General features: G+C 59.9%; 17 protein-coding genes. 3 read left to right on the top strand and 14 right to left on the bottom strand.

The window, feature by feature from the left end; genetic code table 11:
• Positions 1-119: 119 nt before the first annotated feature.
• The gene (gene purL, locus MHZ97_RS12300; RefSeq protein ID WP_103794374.1) at positions 120-4,010 is read right to left on the bottom strand and encodes a phosphoribosylformylglycinamidine synthase; all 3,891 of its coding nucleotides are present in this window, start codon (positions 4,008-4,010) and stop codon (positions 120-122) included.
• Between the two features lie 265 nt (positions 4,011-4,275).
• Between purL and mltF the strand changes: the two genes are divergently transcribed.
• Positions 4,276-5,733: a membrane-bound lytic murein transglycosylase MltF gene (mltF, locus tag MHZ97_RS12295; protein ID WP_239314769.1), complete on the top strand. Its 1,458-nt coding sequence runs from the start codon at positions 4,276-4,278 to the stop codon at positions 5,731-5,733.
• 37 nt (positions 5,734-5,770) lie between these two features.
• Here mltF and tadA read toward each other — a convergent pair whose 3' ends face one another.
• The gene (gene tadA / locus MHZ97_RS12290; protein ID WP_103794376.1) at positions 5,771-6,268 is read right to left on the bottom strand and encodes a tRNA adenosine(34) deaminase TadA; all 498 of its coding nucleotides are present in this window, start codon (positions 6,266-6,268) and stop codon (positions 5,771-5,773) included.
• A 71-nt stretch (positions 6,269-6,339) separates the two neighbouring features.
• Entirely contained in the window at positions 6,340-6,978 is a 639-nt protein-coding gene (yfhb, locus tag MHZ97_RS12285; protein WP_103794377.1) for a phosphatidylglycerophosphatase C, read from the bottom strand.
• 170 nt (positions 6,979-7,148) lie between these two features.
• On the opposite strand from yfhb, the gene MHZ97_RS12280 reads away from it, so the two are divergent.
• Positions 7,149-7,988 carry a MurR/RpiR family transcriptional regulator gene (locus MHZ97_RS12280; RefSeq protein WP_103794378.1) on the top strand — a complete coding sequence of 280 codons (840 nt, stop codon included), beginning with the start codon at positions 7,149-7,151 and terminating at the stop codon, positions 7,986-7,988.
• Between the two features lie 50 nt (positions 7,989-8,038).
• Positions 8,039-8,287 carry a YfhL family 4Fe-4S dicluster ferredoxin gene (locus tag MHZ97_RS12275; RefSeq protein ID WP_103794379.1) on the top strand — a complete coding sequence of 83 codons (249 nt, stop codon included), beginning with the start codon at positions 8,039-8,041 and terminating at the stop codon, positions 8,285-8,287.
• Here the strand turns inward: MHZ97_RS12275 and acpS are convergent.
• The 11 genes from acpS to rpoE all read right to left on the bottom strand — a co-directional run bounded on the left by acpS (position 8,284) and on the right by rpoE (position 17,637).
• The gene (gene acpS, locus MHZ97_RS12270; RefSeq protein ID WP_103794380.1) at positions 8,284-8,664 is read right to left on the bottom strand and encodes a holo-ACP synthase; all 381 of its coding nucleotides are present in this window, start codon (positions 8,662-8,664) and stop codon (positions 8,284-8,286) included. The two genes, MHZ97_RS12275 and acpS, sit on opposite strands and share 4 nt — an antisense overlap.
• Positions 8,664-9,395, bottom strand: coding sequence for a pyridoxine 5'-phosphate synthase (gene pdxJ / locus MHZ97_RS12265; RefSeq protein ID WP_103794381.1), 732 nt, complete (start codon positions 9,393-9,395; stop codon positions 8,664-8,666). The genes acpS and pdxJ overlap by 1 nt, the downstream gene beginning before the upstream one ends.
• A 66-nt stretch (positions 9,396-9,461) precedes the next feature.
• Positions 9,462-10,190 carry a DNA repair protein RecO gene (gene recO, locus MHZ97_RS12260; protein ID WP_239314770.1) on the bottom strand — a complete coding sequence of 243 codons (729 nt, stop codon included), beginning with the start codon at positions 10,188-10,190 and terminating at the stop codon, positions 9,462-9,464.
• Between the two features lie 4 nt (positions 10,191-10,194).
• Positions 10,195-11,100, bottom strand: a complete 906-nt coding sequence (gene era / locus MHZ97_RS12255; protein ID WP_103794383.1) for a GTPase Era — start codon at positions 11,098-11,100, stop codon at positions 10,195-10,197.
• A 45-nt stretch (positions 11,101-11,145) separates the two neighbouring features.
• Complete coding sequence (rnc, locus tag MHZ97_RS12250) at positions 11,146-11,826, bottom strand: ribonuclease III (RefSeq protein WP_081142359.1); 681 nt, start codon at positions 11,824-11,826, stop codon at positions 11,146-11,148.
• A gap of 133 nt (positions 11,827-11,959) precedes the next feature.
• Positions 11,960-12,934, bottom strand: a complete 975-nt coding sequence (lepB, locus tag MHZ97_RS12245; protein ID WP_103794384.1) for a signal peptidase I — start codon at positions 12,932-12,934, stop codon at positions 11,960-11,962.
• Positions 12,935-12,943: 9 nt separating this feature from the next.
• Positions 12,944-14,743 (bottom strand): translation elongation factor 4, encoded by a 1,800-nt coding sequence (gene lepA / locus MHZ97_RS12240; RefSeq protein ID WP_103794385.1) that lies wholly within the window; start codon positions 14,741-14,743, stop codon positions 12,944-12,946.
• A 217-nt stretch (positions 14,744-14,960) separates the two neighbouring features.
• Entirely contained in the window at positions 14,961-15,425 is a 465-nt protein-coding gene (gene rseC / locus MHZ97_RS12235) for a SoxR-reducing system protein RseC (protein ID WP_239314771.1), read from the bottom strand.
• Positions 15,422-16,378, bottom strand: a complete 957-nt coding sequence (rseB, locus tag MHZ97_RS12230; RefSeq protein WP_103794387.1) for a sigma-E factor regulatory protein RseB — start codon at positions 16,376-16,378, stop codon at positions 15,422-15,424. Before rseB ends, rseC begins: the two co-directional genes overlap by 4 nt.
• Positions 16,378-17,031 carry an anti-sigma-E factor RseA gene (rseA, locus tag MHZ97_RS12225; RefSeq protein ID WP_103794388.1) on the bottom strand — a complete coding sequence of 218 codons (654 nt, stop codon included), beginning with the start codon at positions 17,029-17,031 and terminating at the stop codon, positions 16,378-16,380. Before rseA ends, rseB begins: the two co-directional genes overlap by 1 nt.
• A gap of 27 nt (positions 17,032-17,058) precedes the next feature.
• Entirely contained in the window at positions 17,059-17,637 is a 579-nt protein-coding gene (gene rpoE, locus MHZ97_RS12220; RefSeq protein WP_010617748.1) for an RNA polymerase sigma factor RpoE, read from the bottom strand.
• Positions 17,638-17,686: the final 49 nt, after the last annotated feature.

Below are 17,686 nucleotides of genomic sequence, written 5' to 3'. Positions count from 1 at the left end.
TCATTCCCTGATTAATCAGGGAGATAAATGTCGCCTTTTAGAGACAGCGGAGAGCGCACCCTGTCGCTATTTCCCAACAGGTAAAAAAAGGAGACATCGCTGTCTCCTTTTTATCTCGCTTAGCCCAGTTGTTTCCGCGCGTTACGGAAGATGCGCATCCACGGGCTATCTTCGCCCCACTCCGCCGGGTGCCAGGAGTTGCTTACCGTACGGAAGACGCGCTCCGGGTGCGGCATCATAATGGTGACGCGGCCGCTTTCGTTCGTCACCGCCGTAATGCCGTTAGGCGAGCCGTTCGGGTTAGCTGGATAGCTCTCAGTCACCTTGCCGTAGTTATCGATAAAGCGCAGCGCGACCAGCCCTTTGGACTCCAGCGCAGCCAGATGCGCGCCGTCGCGCACCTCGACAAAGCCTTCGCCGTGAGAGACCGCAATCGGCATATGCGAACCGGCCATGCCGTCCAGCAGCAGCGACGGGCTGGCAGCCACTTCCACCAGGCTGAAGCGCGCTTCGAAACGCTCAGACTGGTTACGCACGAAGCGCGGCCAGAGTTCGCTGCCAGGGATCAGCTCGCGCAGGTTCGACATCATCTGACAGCCGTTACATACCCCCAGCGCCAGCGTCTGCGGACGATGGAAGAACTCCTCGAAGGTATCGCGCACGCGGTTGTTGAACAGAATCGATTTCGCCCAGCCTTCGCCAGCGCCCAGCACGTCGCCGTAGGAGAAGCCGCCGCACGCCACCAGCGCCTGGAACGCCTCCAGATCGCGACGTCCCGCCAGCAGATCGCTCATATGCACGTCGACCGCCGTAAAGCCAGCGCGATGGAACGCGGCCGCCATTTCGACATGGGAGTTAACGCCCTGCTCGCGCAGCACCGCGACGCGCGGACGTGCGCCGGTAGCAATCATCGGTGCGGCGACATCCTCTTCCGGGTTAAAGGTCAGAGAGACGTTCAGGCCAGGATCGTTGTCATCTTTGCGCGCCTCATGCTCCTGATCGGCACAGATCGGGTTGTCGCGCAGGCGCTGCATCTGCCAGCTGGTTTCGCCCCACCAGGTGCGCAGCGTCGTGCGGCTTTCGCTGTAGATCGCGCTGTCGCCAGAGCGAATCACAAAGCGATCGCCGCGCTGCGCGCTGCCGATTGCGTGGCTGCAGCCTGCGAGGCCGCAATCCGCCAGCACTTTCTCCACGGCCGCGCGGTCTTCCGCTTTAATCTGGATCACCGCGCCCAGCTCTTCGGTAAAGAGCGCAGCCAGCGCGTCGCTGCCCAGCGCGGCGATATCGACCTCAATGCCGCAGTGGCCGGTAAAGGCCATTTCCGCCAGCGTGACCAGCAGACCGCCGTCTGAACGATCGTGGTAGGCCAGCAGCTTCTGCTGCGCCACCAGCGTCTGAATCGCCTTGAAGAAGCCAGCCAGCTGCTGCGCGTCGCGCACGTCGGCCGGCTTGTCGCCCAGCTGACGGTAGACCTGAGAAAGCGCGGTCGCGCCCAGGGTATTGGCGCCGTTGCCGAGATCGATCAGCAGCAGCAGGTTTTCGCCGTCCGCCTGCAGCTCAGGCGTCACGGTGCGGCGCACATCCTCTACGCGGGCGAAGGCGGTGATCACCAGCGACAGCGGCGAGGTCATTTCGCGCTGCTCAATGCCTTCCTGCCAGCGGGTTTTCATCGACATGGAGTCTTTGCCCACCGGAATCGTAATGCCGAGCGCAGGACAGAGCGCTTCGCCCACCGCTTTGACCGCTTCATACAGGCCGGCATCTTCGCCCGGGTGACCTGCCGCCGCCATCCAGTTAGCGGAGAGCTTCACGCGCTTGAGATCGCCAATCTGCGTCGCCGCCAGGTTGGTCAGCGCTTCGCCCACTGCCAGACGGCCAGAGGCGGCGAAGTCGAGCAGCGCAACCGGCGCGCGCTCGCCCAGCGCAAAGGCTTCACCGTGATAGCTGTCGAGGCTGGCGGTAGTGACCGCGCAGTTCGCCACCGGAATCTGCCACGGACCGACCATCTGGTCGCGCGCTACCATGCCGGTTACGCTACGGTCGCCGATGGTGACGAGGAAAGTTTTCTCCGCCACGGTTGGCAGGTGCAGCACGCGGTTTACCGCGTCGCTCAGGGTGATACCGTCGCGCAGCAGCGGCTCGCCTTTCGCCTGCTGCGTCGCCACGTCGCGCGTCATCTTCGGCGTTTTGCCCAGCAGCACGTCCAGCGGCATATCGATAGGGGTATTGCCGAAGTGGCTGTCGCTCAGGCTCAGGTGCTGCTCTTCGGTCGCCTCGCCGATCACGGCGTAAGGCGCGCGCTCACGCTGACAGAGCGCATCGAACTGCGCCAGCTTCTCCGGCGCCACCGCCAGCACGTAACGCTCCTGCGACTCGTTGCACCACACTTCCAGCGGGCTCATGCCCGGCTCGTCGTTAAGGATGTCGCGCAGGTTGAAACGGCCGCCGCGGCCGCCGTCGCTCACCAGCTCCGGCATGGCGTTGGAGAGGCCACCCGCGCCGACGTCGTGGATAAACAGAATCGGGTTCTCTTCGCCCATCTGCCAGCAGCGGTCGATCACCTCCTGACAGCGGCGCTCCATTTCCGGGTTGTCGCGCTGTACGGAGGCGAAATCGAGATCGGCGTCCGACTGGCCTGATGCCATAGAAGAGGCCGCGCCGCCGCCCAGGCCGATATTCATTGCCGGGCCGCCCAGCACGATCAGCTTCGCGCCCAGGCTAATCTCGCCTTTCTGCACGTGGTCGGCGCGGATATTGCCGATGCCGCCCGCCAGCATGATCGGCTTGTGGTAGCCGCGCAGCTCGACGCCGTTGTGGCTGTTGACCCGCTCTTCATAGGTGCGGAAATAGCCGTTCAGCGCCGGACGGCCAAATTCATTATTGAACGCTGCGCCGCCCAGCGGGCCTTCGGTCATAATGTCCAGCGCGCTGACAATGCGCTCCGGCTTGCCGAAATCCTCTTCCCAGGGCTGCTCAAAGCCAGGAATACGCAGGTTCGAGACCGAGAAGCCGACCAGGCCAGCTTTCGGCTTCGCGCCGCGCCCGGTTGCGCCTTCGTCGCGGATTTCGCCGCCGGAGCCGGTCGCCGCGCCGGGCCACGGCGAGATCGCCGTCGGATGGTTATGGGTTTCAACCTTCATCAGGATATGCGCCGCTTCCTGATGGTACTCATACTCGCCTTTTTGCGCGTCGGCGTAGAAGCGCCCTACTTCCGAGCCTTCCATTACCGCCGCGTTGTCTTTATAAGCTGACAACACGTGGTCCGGCGTGGTCTCGAAGGTGTTTTTAATCATCTTAAACAGCGACTTCGGCTGCTTTTCACCGTCGATAATCCAGTCGGCGTTAAAAATTTTATGGCGGCAGTGCTCGGAGTTAGCCTGGGCGAACATATAGAGTTCGATATCGTTCGGGTTGCGCCCGAGACGCTGGAACGCCGTCAGCAGGTAGTCGATTTCATCATCCGCCAGCGCCAGCCCCAGCGTGCGGTTAGCCTCTTCCAGCGCCTGACGGCCGCTATTGAGCACGTCGATGCTTTTCAGCGGCTGCGGCTCGTGGTGTGCGAACAGCGCCTCCGCCTGCGACAGATCGCTGAAGACCGTCTCCATCATACGATCGTGCAGCAGCGCCTGAAGCGTCTGCCACTGCGCGTCGGTCAGCTGCGGCGCCTGCACGTAGAAAGCCAGGCCGCGCTCCAGACGGCGCACCTGCGGCAGATCGCAGTTGTGCGCGATGTCGGTGGCTTTGGATGACCAGGGCGAAATGGTGCCGGGACGCGGCGTCACCAGCAGCAGGCGGCCTTGCGGCGCATGTTCGGCGAGAGAAGGACCGTATTTCAGCAGGCGCTGCAGGCGCGCTTTTTCATCAGCGTTCAGCGGTGCGCTGACATCGGCAAAATGGACGTACTCGGCGTAAATGTCACTCACCGGCAGGTGAGCGTCCTGAAAGCGGGTCAGCAGTTTGTTTACACGAAATGCCGACAGGGCGGGCGAACCACGCAGAATTTCCATCATTTAATCTCTCGTCAGAGCGCCGTGCGACGCTTCAAGGGGCACAACAGCAGAAAACGGGCGGTATTATAGAGAAACACCCCGCCCGACGAAACCGTTTGCGCATAATTTCTCTCTCTGCGGAATAGCCTGAATTTTGCGCAAAACCTGCTTTATAAGTTGCTCTACGCTGCCGAGTTGCGCAAAATGCCCCTCGCTCTGGGAGTTCAAAAAAGATCAATACTGCCTTTAAAAGACAGAGGCCTTAGAGCCAGCGAGAGACAACTATTTGAAACGCCTAAAATTAAACTATCTGCTGATCGGTCTCGTCACCCTGCTGCTGGCGATGGCGTTATGGCCATCGATCCCGTGGTACGGCAACGGACAGGATGCGATTTCGCAGATAAAATCACGGGGAGTGCTGCGTATCAGTACCATCAATTCCCCGCTGACTTACTACACCATCAATAAAGCTCCTGCCGGTATGGATTACGAACTGGCGAAGCGCTTTGCACACTATTTGGGCGTCAGGCTCAAGGTCACGGTGCGCCCGAACCTCAGCGATCTGTTTGACGATCTCGACGATGGCAAGGCGGACATGCTGGCGGCAGGGCTGATTTATAACGATGAACGGCTGACGCGCTATAAAACCGGGCCGAGCTACTACTCCGTGTCCCAGCAGCTGGTCTATCGCGTCGATAAGCCGCGCCCGAAAAACCTCGGCGACCTGAAAGGAGAGCTGCGGGTCGCATCCGGCTCCGCCTATCTGTCGTCGCTGAAAACGGCGCGCGATAAGCAATATCCCGATCTTAACTGGGTTATCTCCACCGACCAGGCGCCTAAAGCGCTGCTGGAAGCGGTGGCGGACGGCAAGCTCGACTACACCATCGGCGACTCCGTTACCATCGCCCTGCTGCAGCGCATCCATCCGCAGCTGGCGGTGGCGTTCGACGTCACGGATGAAGAGCCGGTTACCTGGTATGTGCCGCACAGCGACGACAGCAGCCTGAACGCTGCGATGCTCGACTTTTTTAACTCTATGGGCGAAGAAGGCGTTATGGCGCGCCTGGAGGAGAAGTACCTCGGTCACGTCGGCACCTTCGACTATGTCGATACCCGCACTTTCCTGCGCGCCATCGACGTCACGCTGCCGGAGATCAAACCGCTGTTTGAGAAGTATGCGGCCAGCATCGACTGGCGGCTGCTGGCGGCGATCTCCTATCAGGAGTCGCACTGGAATCCGCTGGCGACCTCCCCTACCGGCGTGCGCGGCATGATGATGCTGACGCGCAGCACCGCCGACAGCCTTAACGTCGAGGATCGCACCGATACCGAGCAGAGCATTCGCGGCGGTAGCCTCTATTTACAGCGCATGATGGACAAGGTGCCCGCCACCATTCCCGAAGAGGAGCGCATCTGGTTCGCGCTGGCGGCATATAACATGGGCTACGCCCATATGCTGGACGCGCGCAAACTCACGGTGAAACAGGGCGGCAACCCCGACAGCTGGGCCGACGTAAAGCTGCGGCTGCCGATGCTGAGCCAGAAGCGCTATTACGCGCAGACCACCTACGGCTACGCGCGCGGCCACGAAGCCTATAACTACGTCGAGAACATCCGTAAGTATCAGCTGAGCCTGGTGGGGTATTTGCAGGAGCAGGAGAAACGGCTGGCCCAGCAGTCGGCGCGCGAGGCGGAGCTGGCCAGCGGCTATCCGGCGGTGGCGCCGGAAATCGCCATGAACTAGGCAGCGCGCAAAAAAAGCACTGCGCCGCGCCGCAGCGCTACTCCCTTCCGCGCTGCGCCTGACGCAGCGCTTTTTTCTGCTCGCGACGCATGCGGAAAAAGTCGCTCAGCATCGCCGCGCACTCTTCCGCCAGCACGCCGCTCTGCATTGCGACCTGATGATTCATACCGGGATGGCCGAGTACGTCAATCAGCGAGCCCGCCGCGCCGGTTTTCTCATCACCGGCGCCGTAGACCAGTCGCGCGATACGGCTGTGTACCATCGCGCCGGCGCACATCACGCAGGGCTCCAGCGTGACGTAGAGGGTGGTATCCAGCAGGCGGTAATTTTCCAGCACCTTGCCGCCCTGACGCAGCGCCATGATTTCGGCGTGGGCGGTCGGGTCGTGCTGGCCGATGGGCCGGTTCCACCCTTCGCCAATCACGCGATCGCCCTGCACCAGCACCGCACCGACCGGCACCTCGCCCTGTTCCCAGGCGATGCGCGCCAGCCGCAGCGCGTGGCGCATCCAGTATTCGTCTTGAGATTGATTCACGCAGGCTCACTCCCGGCAGCAGCAAAGCGGCGCATTATAGCGATCCCGCGCGCAGAATCGAAGATGCAACCCTACTCCAGCTGTTGAAGCTCGCCGCGCGGCGTTACGCGCCAGCGGTGCTGGCAGAAAAAGAGCAGCGGGTTATCCTGCTTACTGTCGCTGTAGCCGCTATAGAGCTGCAGCGGCGTGCCGATCTTCTCTTCGAGCTGGACCACTTTCTCATGGCCGAGGCAGCGCATCGCCAGCACGCGGCCGCCAAAGCCGCGCTGCATCTGGCTGGCGATCAGTTTGACGCGCGGCAGGAACGCCGAATCGTAGTAAACCTGTTCTACCAGCGACTGCGGCGAGCCGGTGATCAGCCAGACGTCGGCATCGTCGCTGCCGAGGTAGTCGGTAAGGCGCTGCTGCACTACCGGAAACGCCGTCACCCGCTGGCGAAACCACTGCGCAAAAGCGGCTTCGCGCTGCTGCAGTGTGCGCTCCGAACGGCCGAAGGTGATCGACCAGAGCAGCAGGCTCATTGGCCAGCGCGCCGCGCGCCCTTTGATCAGCAGCCCTAGCCCCACCACCGGCAGCAGCGGGACCACCAGCAGCAAATTGAGCGGCTGACGCCACAGCGTATAGCGCATAAAGGTGCCGAACATATCCTGCTGATGCAATGTGCCATCCAGATCGAAAAACACCACGCGACGTTGTGTACCTTTGGTCAAAAAACGCTCCTTTCTGTTTTATTCGCCCTATGGTTCCTTATTGTAGCCATCAACTGCCGCAGCGGCGACGACAGCTATTTTTAATTCCAGCGGCTACAATGCCAGATGAATAGTTTATTCTTCAGCAGGTACAGGTATCTTAGGGCAGGCTACTTAAACGAGGACCAGGCATGAGCTCATTGCTGCGCATTCGTCAGCTCTATCCGCGTCTGGCGCTAAACGAGCGCCGGCTGGCGGACTTTCTGTTATCACAGCCGGATCGGGCGCGCCATCTCAGCTCGCAGAAGCTGGCTGAAGAGTCGGGGGTGAGTCAGTCGAGCGTGGTGAAATTCGCGCAGAAGCTGGGCTATAAGGGCTTTCCGGCGCTTAAGCTGGCGCTGAGCGAGTCGCTGGCGGATCGCGACGCCATTACCGTGCATAACCACATTCTCAGCGACGACTCGCTGAAAACCGTGGGCGAGAAGCTGCTGACCGAGAAACTCTCTGCGATTCGCGCCACGCTCGATATCAACAGCGAAGAGAAGCTGCACGAGACGCTGCACCTGCTGAAAAACGCCCAGCGCATCGTGCTGGTGGGCATCGGCGCCTCGGGGCTGGTGGCGAAGGATTTTTCCTGGAAGCTGATGAAGATCGGCATCAATGCGGTAGCGGAGCAGGATATGCACGCCCTGCTGGCCAGCGTGCAAGCGATGCGTCCCGGCGACGTGCTGCTGGCGATCTCCTATACCGGCGAGCGTAAAGAGATCAACCTGGCAGCGCAGGAGGCCGCGCAGATTGGCGCCTACGTGCTGGCGTTTACCGGCTTTACCCCCAATAGCCTGCAGCAGACCGCCACCCACTGCCTCTACACCGTGGCGGAAGAGCAGAGCACGCGCAGCGCCGCTATCTCGTCGACCACGGCGCAGCTGGCGCTGACCGACCTGCTGTTTATGGCGCTGGTGCAGAACGATCCAGAGCGCGCCGCCAGCCATATCCGTCACAGCGAAGCGCTGGTGAAAAAGCTGAACTGAGCGGCGAACGCGAGTATAATGGCGCCGTTTTTAGCTGATCAGGTGAAATCATGGCGCTGCTGATTACCGCCAAATGCATCAATTGCGATATGTGCGAACCCGAATGCCCTAACCAGGCGATCAGGCTCGGCGCGGAGATCTACGAGATTGACCCCGGCCGCTGCACCGAGTGCATCGGCCATTACGACGCCCCGACCTGCCAGAGCGTCTGCCCTATCGATAACACCATCATTATCGATCCACAGCACATCGAGTCGCGCGATGCGCTGTGGGAGAAGTTCGTGGTGCTGCACCACTAGTTTTCAATAATCACCGTTGCGCAGGCGTAGTGACGCTCATCCGCCAGCGTGACGTGAACCTGCCTGACGCCCAGCCTCTCCGCCACGTCGCTGGCGTGGTTGAAAAAGCGCAGCCCAGGCTTACCCAGCTCATCGTTGTAAACTTCAAACTGATTAAACGCCAGCCCGCCGCGAATGCCGGTGCCGAAGGCTTTGGCCGCCGCTTCCTTGACGGCAAAACGTTTGGCCAGAAAGCGCACCGGCTGCTGGTGCTGCTGATATTGCTGCCACTCGGCTTCGCTCAGCACGCGCCGCGCCAGGCGGTCGCCGGAGCGCTCAATCACCCCGGCAATACGCTCGATTTCGACGATGTCGGTGCCCAGTCCGAGAATAGCCATCAGCGACGCGCTTCCCGCATCAGCAGCTTCATCTCTTTTACCGCGTCGGCCAGGCCGCTGAAGAGCGCGCGGCCGATAATGGCGTGGCCGATATTCAGCTCGTGCATCTCCGGCAGTGCGGCGATCGGCTGGACGTTGTGGTAGGTGAGGCCGTGGCCGGCATTCACCTTGAGGCCCAGGCTGGCGGCAAAGGTGGCGGCGTGACGGATACGCGTCAGCTCTGCCTCGCGCGGCAGCCCCTCCGCCGCCTCGGCGTAGGCGCCGGTATGAATTTCAATGTAGGGCGCGCCGCTGGCAACCGCCGCCTCAATCTGACGATGATCGGGGTCGATAAACAGCGAAACCTGAATGCCCGCGTCGCTCAGCTGCTTAACCGCCGCGTTGATTTTGTCCTGCTGGCCCGCCACGTCAAGGCCGCCCTCGGTGGTCACCTCTTCGCGCTTTTCCGGCACCAGACAGACAAAGTGCGGCTTGATCTCGCAGGCGATACCAACCATCTCGTCGGTGACCGCCATCTCCAGGTTCATACGCGTCTGGATGGTGTCGCGCAGAATGCGCACGTCGCGATCGGTGATATGGCGGCGATCTTCGCGCAGGTGGACGGTAATGCCTTCCGCGCCCGCCTGCTCGGCAACAAAAGCGGCCTGCACCGGATCGGGATAGTGGGTGCCGCGCGCGTTACGTACCGTGGCGATATGATCGATATTGACCCCTAACAGCAACTCAGCCATGACAATCCTCAGCTTAACTATGTCGAAAAATCAGAGTGTACCGCGGCGCGCGGCGCAGGCACAGCGCTACGGGCTGGTTGCGTCGGGCCGCTTTTTCGGCACGAACTGGCGAAACAGCTCGGTGCTCTTTAAGGGTTTGCCGCCCAGGTAGGGTTTCAGCGCGATGCGGGTAAAGCGCTTGGCGGCGCGCAGCGTGTCGGCATCGGGGAAATCGCGCTCCCACAGCGCGCGCAGCTGACGGCCGGTGAAGCTGCGCTGGCCAGTGACCAGGCTGGCGATAAAGCCTTTCTCTTCACGGTAGCTGTAGGTCATGGCGTCGGTAACCGGCTCGCCGCTGCCGGCGCAGTGCAGAAAGTCGACGCCGTAGCCGAGATGCCCGAGCAGCGCCAGCTCGAAGCGGCGCAGCGCCGGTTCTGGCGAGCTGTTGTCGGCCGCCAGCGTCTGCAGACAGTTCAGGTAGTCGAAGAAGAGTTCTGAGAAGGGAAATTCCTGCTCCAGCACGCGCGACACCAGTTCGTTCACGTAAAGGCCGCAGTAGAGCGTAATGCCGCTGAGCGGCAGCGCCAGCGAGACCGCTTCGGCTTTGGTCAGGGTTTTGACCTCGCCGTGCCCGGTCCAGCGCACCAGCAGCGGCGTAAAGGGCTGCAGCGTGCCTTTCAGCTGCGAGCGGCGCGCGCGCGCGCCTTTCGCCAGCACCCTGACCCGCCCATGGCTTTCGCTGAAGAGATCAAGCAGCAGGCTGGTTTCGCTGTAGGGGCGACTATGCAGCACAAAGGCGCGTTGCCAGCCTTCCATAGGATCAGAGGTCGTCTACGTAGCCCAGGCTGCGCAGCGCACGTTCGTCGTCGGCCCAGCCTGACTTCACTTTGACCCACAGTTCGAGATGCACTTTGGCTTCGAACATCTCTTCCATGTCTTTACGCGCTTCAATACCGATGGTTTTGATTTTGGCGCCTTTGTTGCCGATCACCATCTTCTTCTGCCCTTCGCGCTCGACGAGGATCAGGCCGTTGATATCGTAGCCGCCGCGATCGTTACTGACGAACTGCTCGATCTCGACCGTAACCGAGTACGGCAGTTCGGCACCAAGGAAGCGCATCAGCTTCTCGCGGATAATCTCCGACGCCATAAAGCGCTGCGAGCGGTCGGTGATGTAATCTTCCGGGAAGTGGTGATCTGCCTGCGGCAGACGCTTGCGCACAATCGCCGCAATGGTGTCGACGTTTTTTCCGCTTTCAGCGGAGATCGGCACGATGTCGAGAAAGTTCATCTGCTGGCTCAGGAACTGCAGATGGGGCAGCAGGATGCTTTTATCCTGAATGTTGTCCACTTTGTTGATGGCCAGCACTACCGGCACTTTGTTGTCGCGCAGCTTGTTCAGCACCATCTCGTCGTCTGGCGTCCAGCGCGTGCCTTCGACCACGAAGATCACCAGCTCGACATCACCGATGGAGCTGCTGGCCGCGCGGTTCATCAGGCGGTTGATGGCGCGCTTCTCTTCCATGTGCAGCCCGGGCGTATCCACATAGATGGCCTGATATTCGCCTTCGGTGTGGATGCCCATAATGCGGTGACGCGTGGTTTGCGGCTTACGCGAGGTGATCGACACCTTCTGCCCCAGCAGCTGGTTCAGTAAGGTGGATTTGCCGACGTTGGGTCGGCCGACAATCGCGACAAAGCCGCAATAGGTATTCTGTTCGCTCATTCGAGTCCTGACTTTTTCAGCGCCTGTTCAGGCGCCGGGATATTGCTATTCGAGACCAAGCTTAATTAGCGCCTGTTCGGCAGCTGCCTGTTCTGCTTTACGGCGGCTGGAGCCTACGCCCACCACCGGTTCAGCCATGCCACTCACCTGACAGTGAATGGTGAATTCCTGATCGTGGGCTTCGCCACGCACCTGCACCACCAGATAGGACGGCAGCGGCAGGTGACGCCCCTGCAGATACTCCTGCAGGCGGGTTTTCGGATCTTTTTGTTTATCGCCCGGGCTAATCTGCTCGAGGCGCGTCTGATACCAGTCAAGGATCAGCTTTTCCACCGTCTGGATATTGCTGTCGAGGAAGATGCCGCCAATCAGCGCCTCCACCGTATCCGCCAGGATCGATTCGCGACGAAATCCGCCGCTTTTCAGTTCGCCCGGCCCCAGGCGCAAACATTCGCCAAGGTCAAACTCTCGCGCCATCTCCGCCAGCGTGTTGCCACGCACCAGCGTTGCGCGCATGCGACTCATATCGCCCTCGTCAACGCGAGGAAAGCGATGATAAAGCGCATTGGCGATTACATAGCTGAGAATGGAATCGCCGAGAAATTCGAGACGCTCGTTGTGCTTACTGCTGGCGCTGCGGTGCGTTAGCGCCTGTTGCAAGAGTTCCGGATGAGTAAAAGTGTAGCCCAGTTTGCGCTGAAGCTTATTAATGAGGATGGGGTTCATGCGATTCCAGTTCTTTTGTGCGTCTGTGACTCTGCATACGAAACAGGGCTGGCTTTCCAACACATTCTGTTTAGTGTGCAGTGGCCCCCCGCAGGAGGCCAACCGTTTTGCCCGTTTATCCGGGCCAGATTACTCAGTGAATGCCGCCGATACGGCTCAGGCGTACGCCTGTCGGCCACTGACCTTCCTGCTTATCGAAGCTCATCCAGATGGCGACCGCCTTGCCGACCAGATTGCGTTCCGGGACAAAGCCCCAGTAGCGGCTGTCGGCGCTGTTGTCGCGGTTATCGCCCATCATAAAATATTGCCCCTGCGGCACGATCCAGGTCGCCTGCGGCTGGCCCGGCTGCTGATAATACATGCTCGCCTGGCTCTGCGCTTCGTTTACCAGCAAAATATCGTGCGTAACCTTGCCCAGCGTCTCTTTACGCGTGCCAAGACGCAGACCGCCGCGCATCGTTTCGCCCTGCGGCACCTGATAGAAGCCGTTGCCCGCTTCGTTGCCGTCAAAGCCGCTAAAGGTCTGGATAAAGTTGCTCGGCTCGATATTGGTGTAGGTAATCGGCAGCGCGCTGGCGCAGCGCTGGCCGGCGGCGCAGTTCGGGCTGACGGTCAGCGTTTTGCTGTAGGGATCGAACACAACTTTATCGCCCGGCAGGCCGATGACGCGCTTAATGTAATCCAGGCTCGGATCTTTCGGGTATTTAAATACCGCGATATCGCCGCGCTGCGGATGGCCGGTCGGGATCAGCGTTGTCTGGGTGATGGGATCTTTAATGCCGTAGGCGAACTTCTCCACCAGAATAAAATCGCCGATCAGCAGCGTTGGCATCATAGAGCCAGACGGGATCTGGAAGGGCTCATAGATAAACGAGCGCACCACAAATACCACCAGCAGCACCGGGAAGACCGACGCAGCGGTCTCCACCCAGCCGGGCTGTCCGCCGACTTTCGCCAGCGTTTTGTCGTCGAGGGAGTGGCCAGCCGCAGCCTGCGCTTCCGCTCGTTTAGCCCGGCGCGCCGGCGCCCACTTCACGCGATCGATACACCAGATAATACCGGTGATCAGCGTCGCTAGCGCCAGAACCAGGGCGAACATATTAGCCATTAGGGATCCTTATTTGCTGTCCTTACCGACATGCAGAATGGCGAGGAAGGCTTCCTGCGGCAGCTCAACGTTACCCACCTGCTTCATGCGCTTTTTACCTTCTTTCTGCTTCTGCAACAGTTTCTTCTTACGGCTGACGTCGCCGCCGTAGCATTTAGCAAGTACGTTTTTACGCAGCTGCTTCACGGTTGAGCGAGCAATGATGTGGTTGCCGATCGCCGCCTGAATCGCAATGTCGAACTGCTGACGCGGGATCAGATCTTTCATCTTCTCAACCAGCTCGCGACCGCGATACTGCGAGTTATCACGGTGGGTGATCAGCGCCAGCGCATCGACGCGCTCTTGGTTGATCAGTACGTCTACGCGCACCATGTCAGACGCCTGGAAACGCTTGAAGTTGTAATCAAGCGACGCATAGCCGCGCGAGGTCGATTTCAGACGGTCAAAGAAGTCGAGAACCACTTCCGCCATCGGGATATCGTAGGTCAGCGCTACCTGGTTGCCGTGGTAGACCATATTGGTCTGCACGCCGCGCTTCTCAACGCAGAGCGTGATGACGTTGCCCAGGTACTCCTGCGGCAGCAGCATATGACACTCGGCGATCGGTTCGCGCAGCTCTTCGATGTTGTTCAGCGGCGGCAGCTTCGACGGGCTGTCGACGTAGACAATTTCGCCGCTAGTGGTCTCAACTTCGTACACTACGGTTGGCGCGGTGGTGATCAGATCGAGATCGTATTCGCGCTCCAGGCGCTCCTGAATGATCTCCATATGCAGCAGACCCAGGAAGCCGCAGCGGAAGCCGAAGCCGAGCGCGGTAGAGCTTTCCGGCTCATAGAACAGCGAGGCGTCGTTCAGGCTCAGCTTGCCGAGGGCGTCGCGGAAGGCTTCATAGTCGTCGGAGCTGACCGGGAACAGACCGGCATAGACCTGCGGCTTCACTTTCTTAAAGCCAGGCAGCGCTTTCTCCGCCGGGTTGCGCGACAGCGTCAGGGTATCGCCCACCGGCGCGCCAAGGATATCTTTGATGGCGCAGACCAGCCAGCCCACTTCGCCGCAGTTAAGCTGCGTGCGGTCGACCTGCTTCGGCGTGAAGATGCCGAGGCGATCGGCGTTGTAGACCTGGCCGGTGCTCATCACTTTGACTTTGTCGCCTTTGCGCAGGGTGCCGTTTTTCACGCGGATCAGCGAGACGACGCCAAGGTAGTTATCGAACCAGGAGTCGATAATCAGCGCCTGCAGCGGACCTTCTGGATCGCCTTCCGGCGGCGGAATATCGCGCACCAGACGCTCCAGCACTTCCGGCACGCCGACGCCGGTTTTCGCCGAGCAGCGCACCGCATCGGTGGCGTCAATGCCGACGATATCTTCAATCTCCTGCGCCGCGCGTTCCGGATCGGCGGCGGGCAGGTCGATTTTATTCAGTACCGGCACAACTTCCAGATCCATCTCAATCGCGGTGTAGCAGTTCGCCAGGGTCTGTGCTTCTACGCCCTGTCCTGCATCCACCACCAGCAGCGCGCCTTCGCAGGCCGCCAGAGAGCGCGATACTTCATAGGAGAAGTCGACGTGCCCTGGGGTATCGATGAAATTGAGCTGGTAAGTTTCGCCGTTGAGCGCTTTGTAATCGAGCGTCACGCTCTGCGCTTTGATGGTAATGCCGCGCTCGCGCTCCAGGTCCATTGAGTCGAGAACCTGCGCCGCCATCTCGCGATCGGTCAGGCCACCACAGATTTGAATCAGGCGGTCAGAGAGCGTCGATTTACCGTGGTCAATGTGCGCGATGATGGAGAAGTTTCTTATGTGCTTCATTTATATGAATATCTTCACGTAGAAAAACAGTTGAGAACCTGAGCACAGACACATTCAGGAAGATCGCTCTTTACCTACAATCCTGTCAGCCTCATTAATGACGACGCATATTACACTGTTAAGGCCGCGCATAAAAGAATGGAACGTAGCGGAATCACAACACTTTTTGGCGAGAAACAGGCGCTAAAAGGCCGCGATATACGCGGCCTGCAGAGGATTACGCTTCGCTTTCCACGCGCAGGGCGTCAGGTGGAAGCGCAACGTTCAGAATGATGGGCTGAAAAGCAGCGCGATCGCCTACTTTCATCGACACGCCTTTGGCGACGATAAAGCCGCCGATGCCGCCGAGCAGCGCGCCGCAGGCCGCCGCCAGATCGCTGTGAAACAGCGCCTGGAACAGGCCAGCCAGCAGAAACAGCCCAAACAGCGGCGTCATATAGACCAGCAGCGCCGAACCGACCAGGCTGCTCTCTTTGATGCCAAGCTCAACGCGCTGGCCAGGCTGCAGCGGCGTCGCGCTGACAATCTCCATTACGTGCGCATCTTTCGGCCCCAGTTTGTTAAGCATATGGCTGCCGCAGCCTTTACGCGCCGAGCAGCTGTTGCAGGAGGTTTTCGCCTCTGTATGCAGCGTGGCAATGCCGTCACGCCATGCCACTACCGTGGCCCACTCTCTCATCATCGTTGCGACCCCAAATCAATACTGTCCGCTATGCGTTTTGCCGTGGCGGGTGGTAGTTCGCCCACGACGGTGATTTCGCTATTATTGCGCACTTCGGTCTGTACCGTACGACGTCCTGTGCGCAACGTCTGCGTGACGCTGCTTTTATCGGCCGGAGTAATATTGATGGCGAAGCTGAACAGGCCGTCGCTGTAGAGGCGCGACTCAACGGTTTTATTCATTGCCGGAATGTCGCGTCGGCTCTGGGATACCAGCTTCATGCCCGCAGGCACCCAGCCTGGCTGCCAGCCCAGCGTCACCTTCTCGCCTTCCGGCACCGAAAGCGACGGCGGCAGATTAGCCTTTTGCAGTCCCTGCATAAGATTGCGCACGCCTTCGTCAACCGCGAAGCTAATGACGCGGAACTGCTCCAGCGTTTCACCGTCGCGATCCAGCAGATCGATGCGCAGCGGCAGTTTCGTGTCGACGTCGAGCCACACCACATAGCTATAGCGCGTACCGTCGCGCGAGACGATGCGGATCACCTCGCAGAGCTGATCGGCGATGCGCGAACGCCCCACCGGGATAAAATCCCAGGCGCTGGCGAGCTGAGAGAAGTCAGCAAAGATGGGCGACGGCAAGGCGTCAATGATGTTTTGACCGGGCAAAGAGAAAGGATCGAGCCCGGGTTCGAAATAGCTGATATCGCCGCCGCGCTGAATCACTTCACGACGCGGGCCGTCCATCTGCAGCAGCTGCGCATAGACGCGATTATCGATCACCGCGTGACGATAACGCAGCGACTCGATGCCGATGCGCGAGACGTTGATATAAGCGAATTCGTAGTTGAGGGTCTGGCTTGCCTGCTCCATCTGCTGTAACAACGCCCCGGACGCAGAGGTTTGCGCCGGGGCGGTAGATGACCAAAGCAGGCTGCCTGCCAGCAGGCTAACGGCGCACCAAAGCTGCTTCATTACTGCTGTTGCGTACCTAAGGTCTGATTACCGGGAACGTCCGCCTGCGCCTGCTGCGGGGCGTTGGTTTCAAACTGCAGGCGATCGGAGTGCAGACGGCGCTGCAGTTCATAATCCTGCAGCATCGCGTTAACGCGACGGCGCTGCTCCTGAACCTGCTGGTTAGCGCCGCTGGTGTCAAAGGCGTCAGACGGCACGCCCAGGCTGACCGGCGATGCCTTGCCCATCATCGGCAGCGTATTAAACACTGGCGAATCAGAAGGTTCGGCGGAGGTGCCGCTCGGCTGGTTGTAGTGCTGTACGCCGACGATTACCGCCAGCGATACGCACGCCGCCACGCCAACCTGCGTCAGCTGTGCCGCCCAGGGGCGCATTTTGCGCCAGAAAGGCATCTTAGCCACGCTGGCCGGTTCAGGCTGAGATTCAACAATCAGCGGCGTAACCTTGCGGGCTGGCTCTTGTTCAAGGGCCGCCGCGACGCGCGCAGAGATATCGAAGTGCAGCACATCGCCTACATCCCCGCGCATGGTGTCGCGGATAAGATGATAGCTTTTCCAGCGCTGTTGCAGCTCTGCATCCTGAGATAGTGCTGACAGCAGCGCGTTATCGAGCGCCTCGCCATCCATCAAAGCGGAAAGTTGTTCTTTCTGCATGCCTAAGTACCCTTCCAGTAGCCGTTATCACTGACGTTGGATAAGCGGTTGAACTTTATTATCAATGGCCTCTCGCGCACGGAAGATACGTGAACGCACTGTACCGACCGGGCAATCCATAATGGCGGCGATCTCTTCGTAGCTCAGTCCGTCCAGTTCCCTGAGCGTAATCGCCATACGCAGATCTTCAGGGAGTGCCTCAATGGTACGAAAGACAATTTGTTTCAGTTCGTCTGACAACATTAAGTTCTCAGGGTTCGAAATTTCTTTTAACGCGCCAGCACTTTCGAAATTTTCTGCATCGATCGCATCCACATCGCTGGATGGCGGGCGACGTCCCTGAGCAACCAGATAATTTTTGGCGGTATTGACCGCGATACGATAAAGCCAGGTATAGAACGCGCTGTCGCCGCGAAAGGATTCCAGCGCGCGATACGCTTTGATAAAGGACTCCTGCACGACATCAGGCACGTCTCCCGACGGGACGTAGCGGGAAACCAGGCTCGCCACTTTATGCTGGTAGCGAATAACCAGGAGGTTAAATGACTTCTGATCTCCCTTCTGCACCCGCTCTACGAGTACCTGATCCGTTAACTGCTCGCTCATCCGAGGTAATGTCTCCCCAAATTCTTTTAAATGCGTAAAGGAACTGCCA

Origin of the sequence: Pantoea sp. ACRSC, assembly GCF_022346785.1 — a bacterium.
Taxonomy (GTDB): domain Bacteria; phylum Pseudomonadota; class Gammaproteobacteria; order Enterobacterales; family Enterobacteriaceae; genus Pantoea; species Pantoea alvi.
The sequence above is the reverse complement of the archived record's forward strand: the minus strand, read 5'-3'. Positions and strand labels throughout refer to the sequence as shown.

Bases quoted from the DNA above. Each gene is read 5' to 3' on its own strand.
- purL (WP_103794374.1), bottom strand. From the start codon at position 4,010: ATGATGGAAATTCTGCGTGGTTCGCCCGCCCTGTCGGCATTTCGTGTA.
- MHZ97_RS12280 (WP_103794378.1), top strand. From the start codon at position 7,149: ATGAGCTCATTGCTGCGCATTCGTCAGCTCTATCCGCGTCTGGCGCTA.
- MHZ97_RS12275 (WP_103794379.1), top strand. From the start codon at position 8,039: ATGGCGCTGCTGATTACCGCCAAATGCATCAATTGCGATATGTGCGAA.
- acpS (WP_103794380.1), bottom strand. From the start codon at position 8,664: ATGGCTATTCTCGGACTGGGCACCGACATCGTCGAAATCGAGCGTATT.
- pdxJ (WP_103794381.1), bottom strand. From the start codon at position 9,395: ATGGCTGAGTTGCTGTTAGGGGTCAATATCGATCATATCGCCACGGTA.
- recO (WP_239314770.1), bottom strand. From the start codon at position 10,190: ATGGAAGGCTGGCAACGCGCCTTTGTGCTGCATAGTCGCCCCTACAGC.
- era (WP_103794383.1), bottom strand. From the start codon at position 11,100: ATGAGCGAACAGAATACCTATTGCGGCTTTGTCGCGATTGTCGGCCGA.
- rnc (WP_081142359.1), bottom strand. From the start codon at position 11,826: ATGAACCCCATCCTCATTAATAAGCTTCAGCGCAAACTGGGCTACACT.
- lepB (WP_103794384.1), bottom strand. From the start codon at position 12,934: ATGGCTAATATGTTCGCCCTGGTTCTGGCGCTAGCGACGCTGATCACC.
- lepA (WP_103794385.1), bottom strand. From the start codon at position 14,743: ATGAAGCACATAAGAAACTTCTCCATCATCGCGCACATTGACCACGGT.
- rseC (WP_239314771.1), bottom strand. From the start codon at position 15,425: ATGATGAGAGAGTGGGCCACGGTAGTGGCATGGCGTGACGGCATTGCC.
- rseB (WP_103794387.1), bottom strand. From the start codon at position 16,378: ATGAAGCAGCTTTGGTGCGCCGTTAGCCTGCTGGCAGGCAGCCTGCTT.
- rseA (WP_103794388.1), bottom strand. From the start codon at position 17,031: ATGCAGAAAGAACAACTTTCCGCTTTGATGGATGGCGAGGCGCTCGAT.
- rpoE (WP_010617748.1), bottom strand. From the start codon at position 17,637: ATGAGCGAGCAGTTAACGGATCAGGTACTCGTAGAGCGGGTGCAGAAG.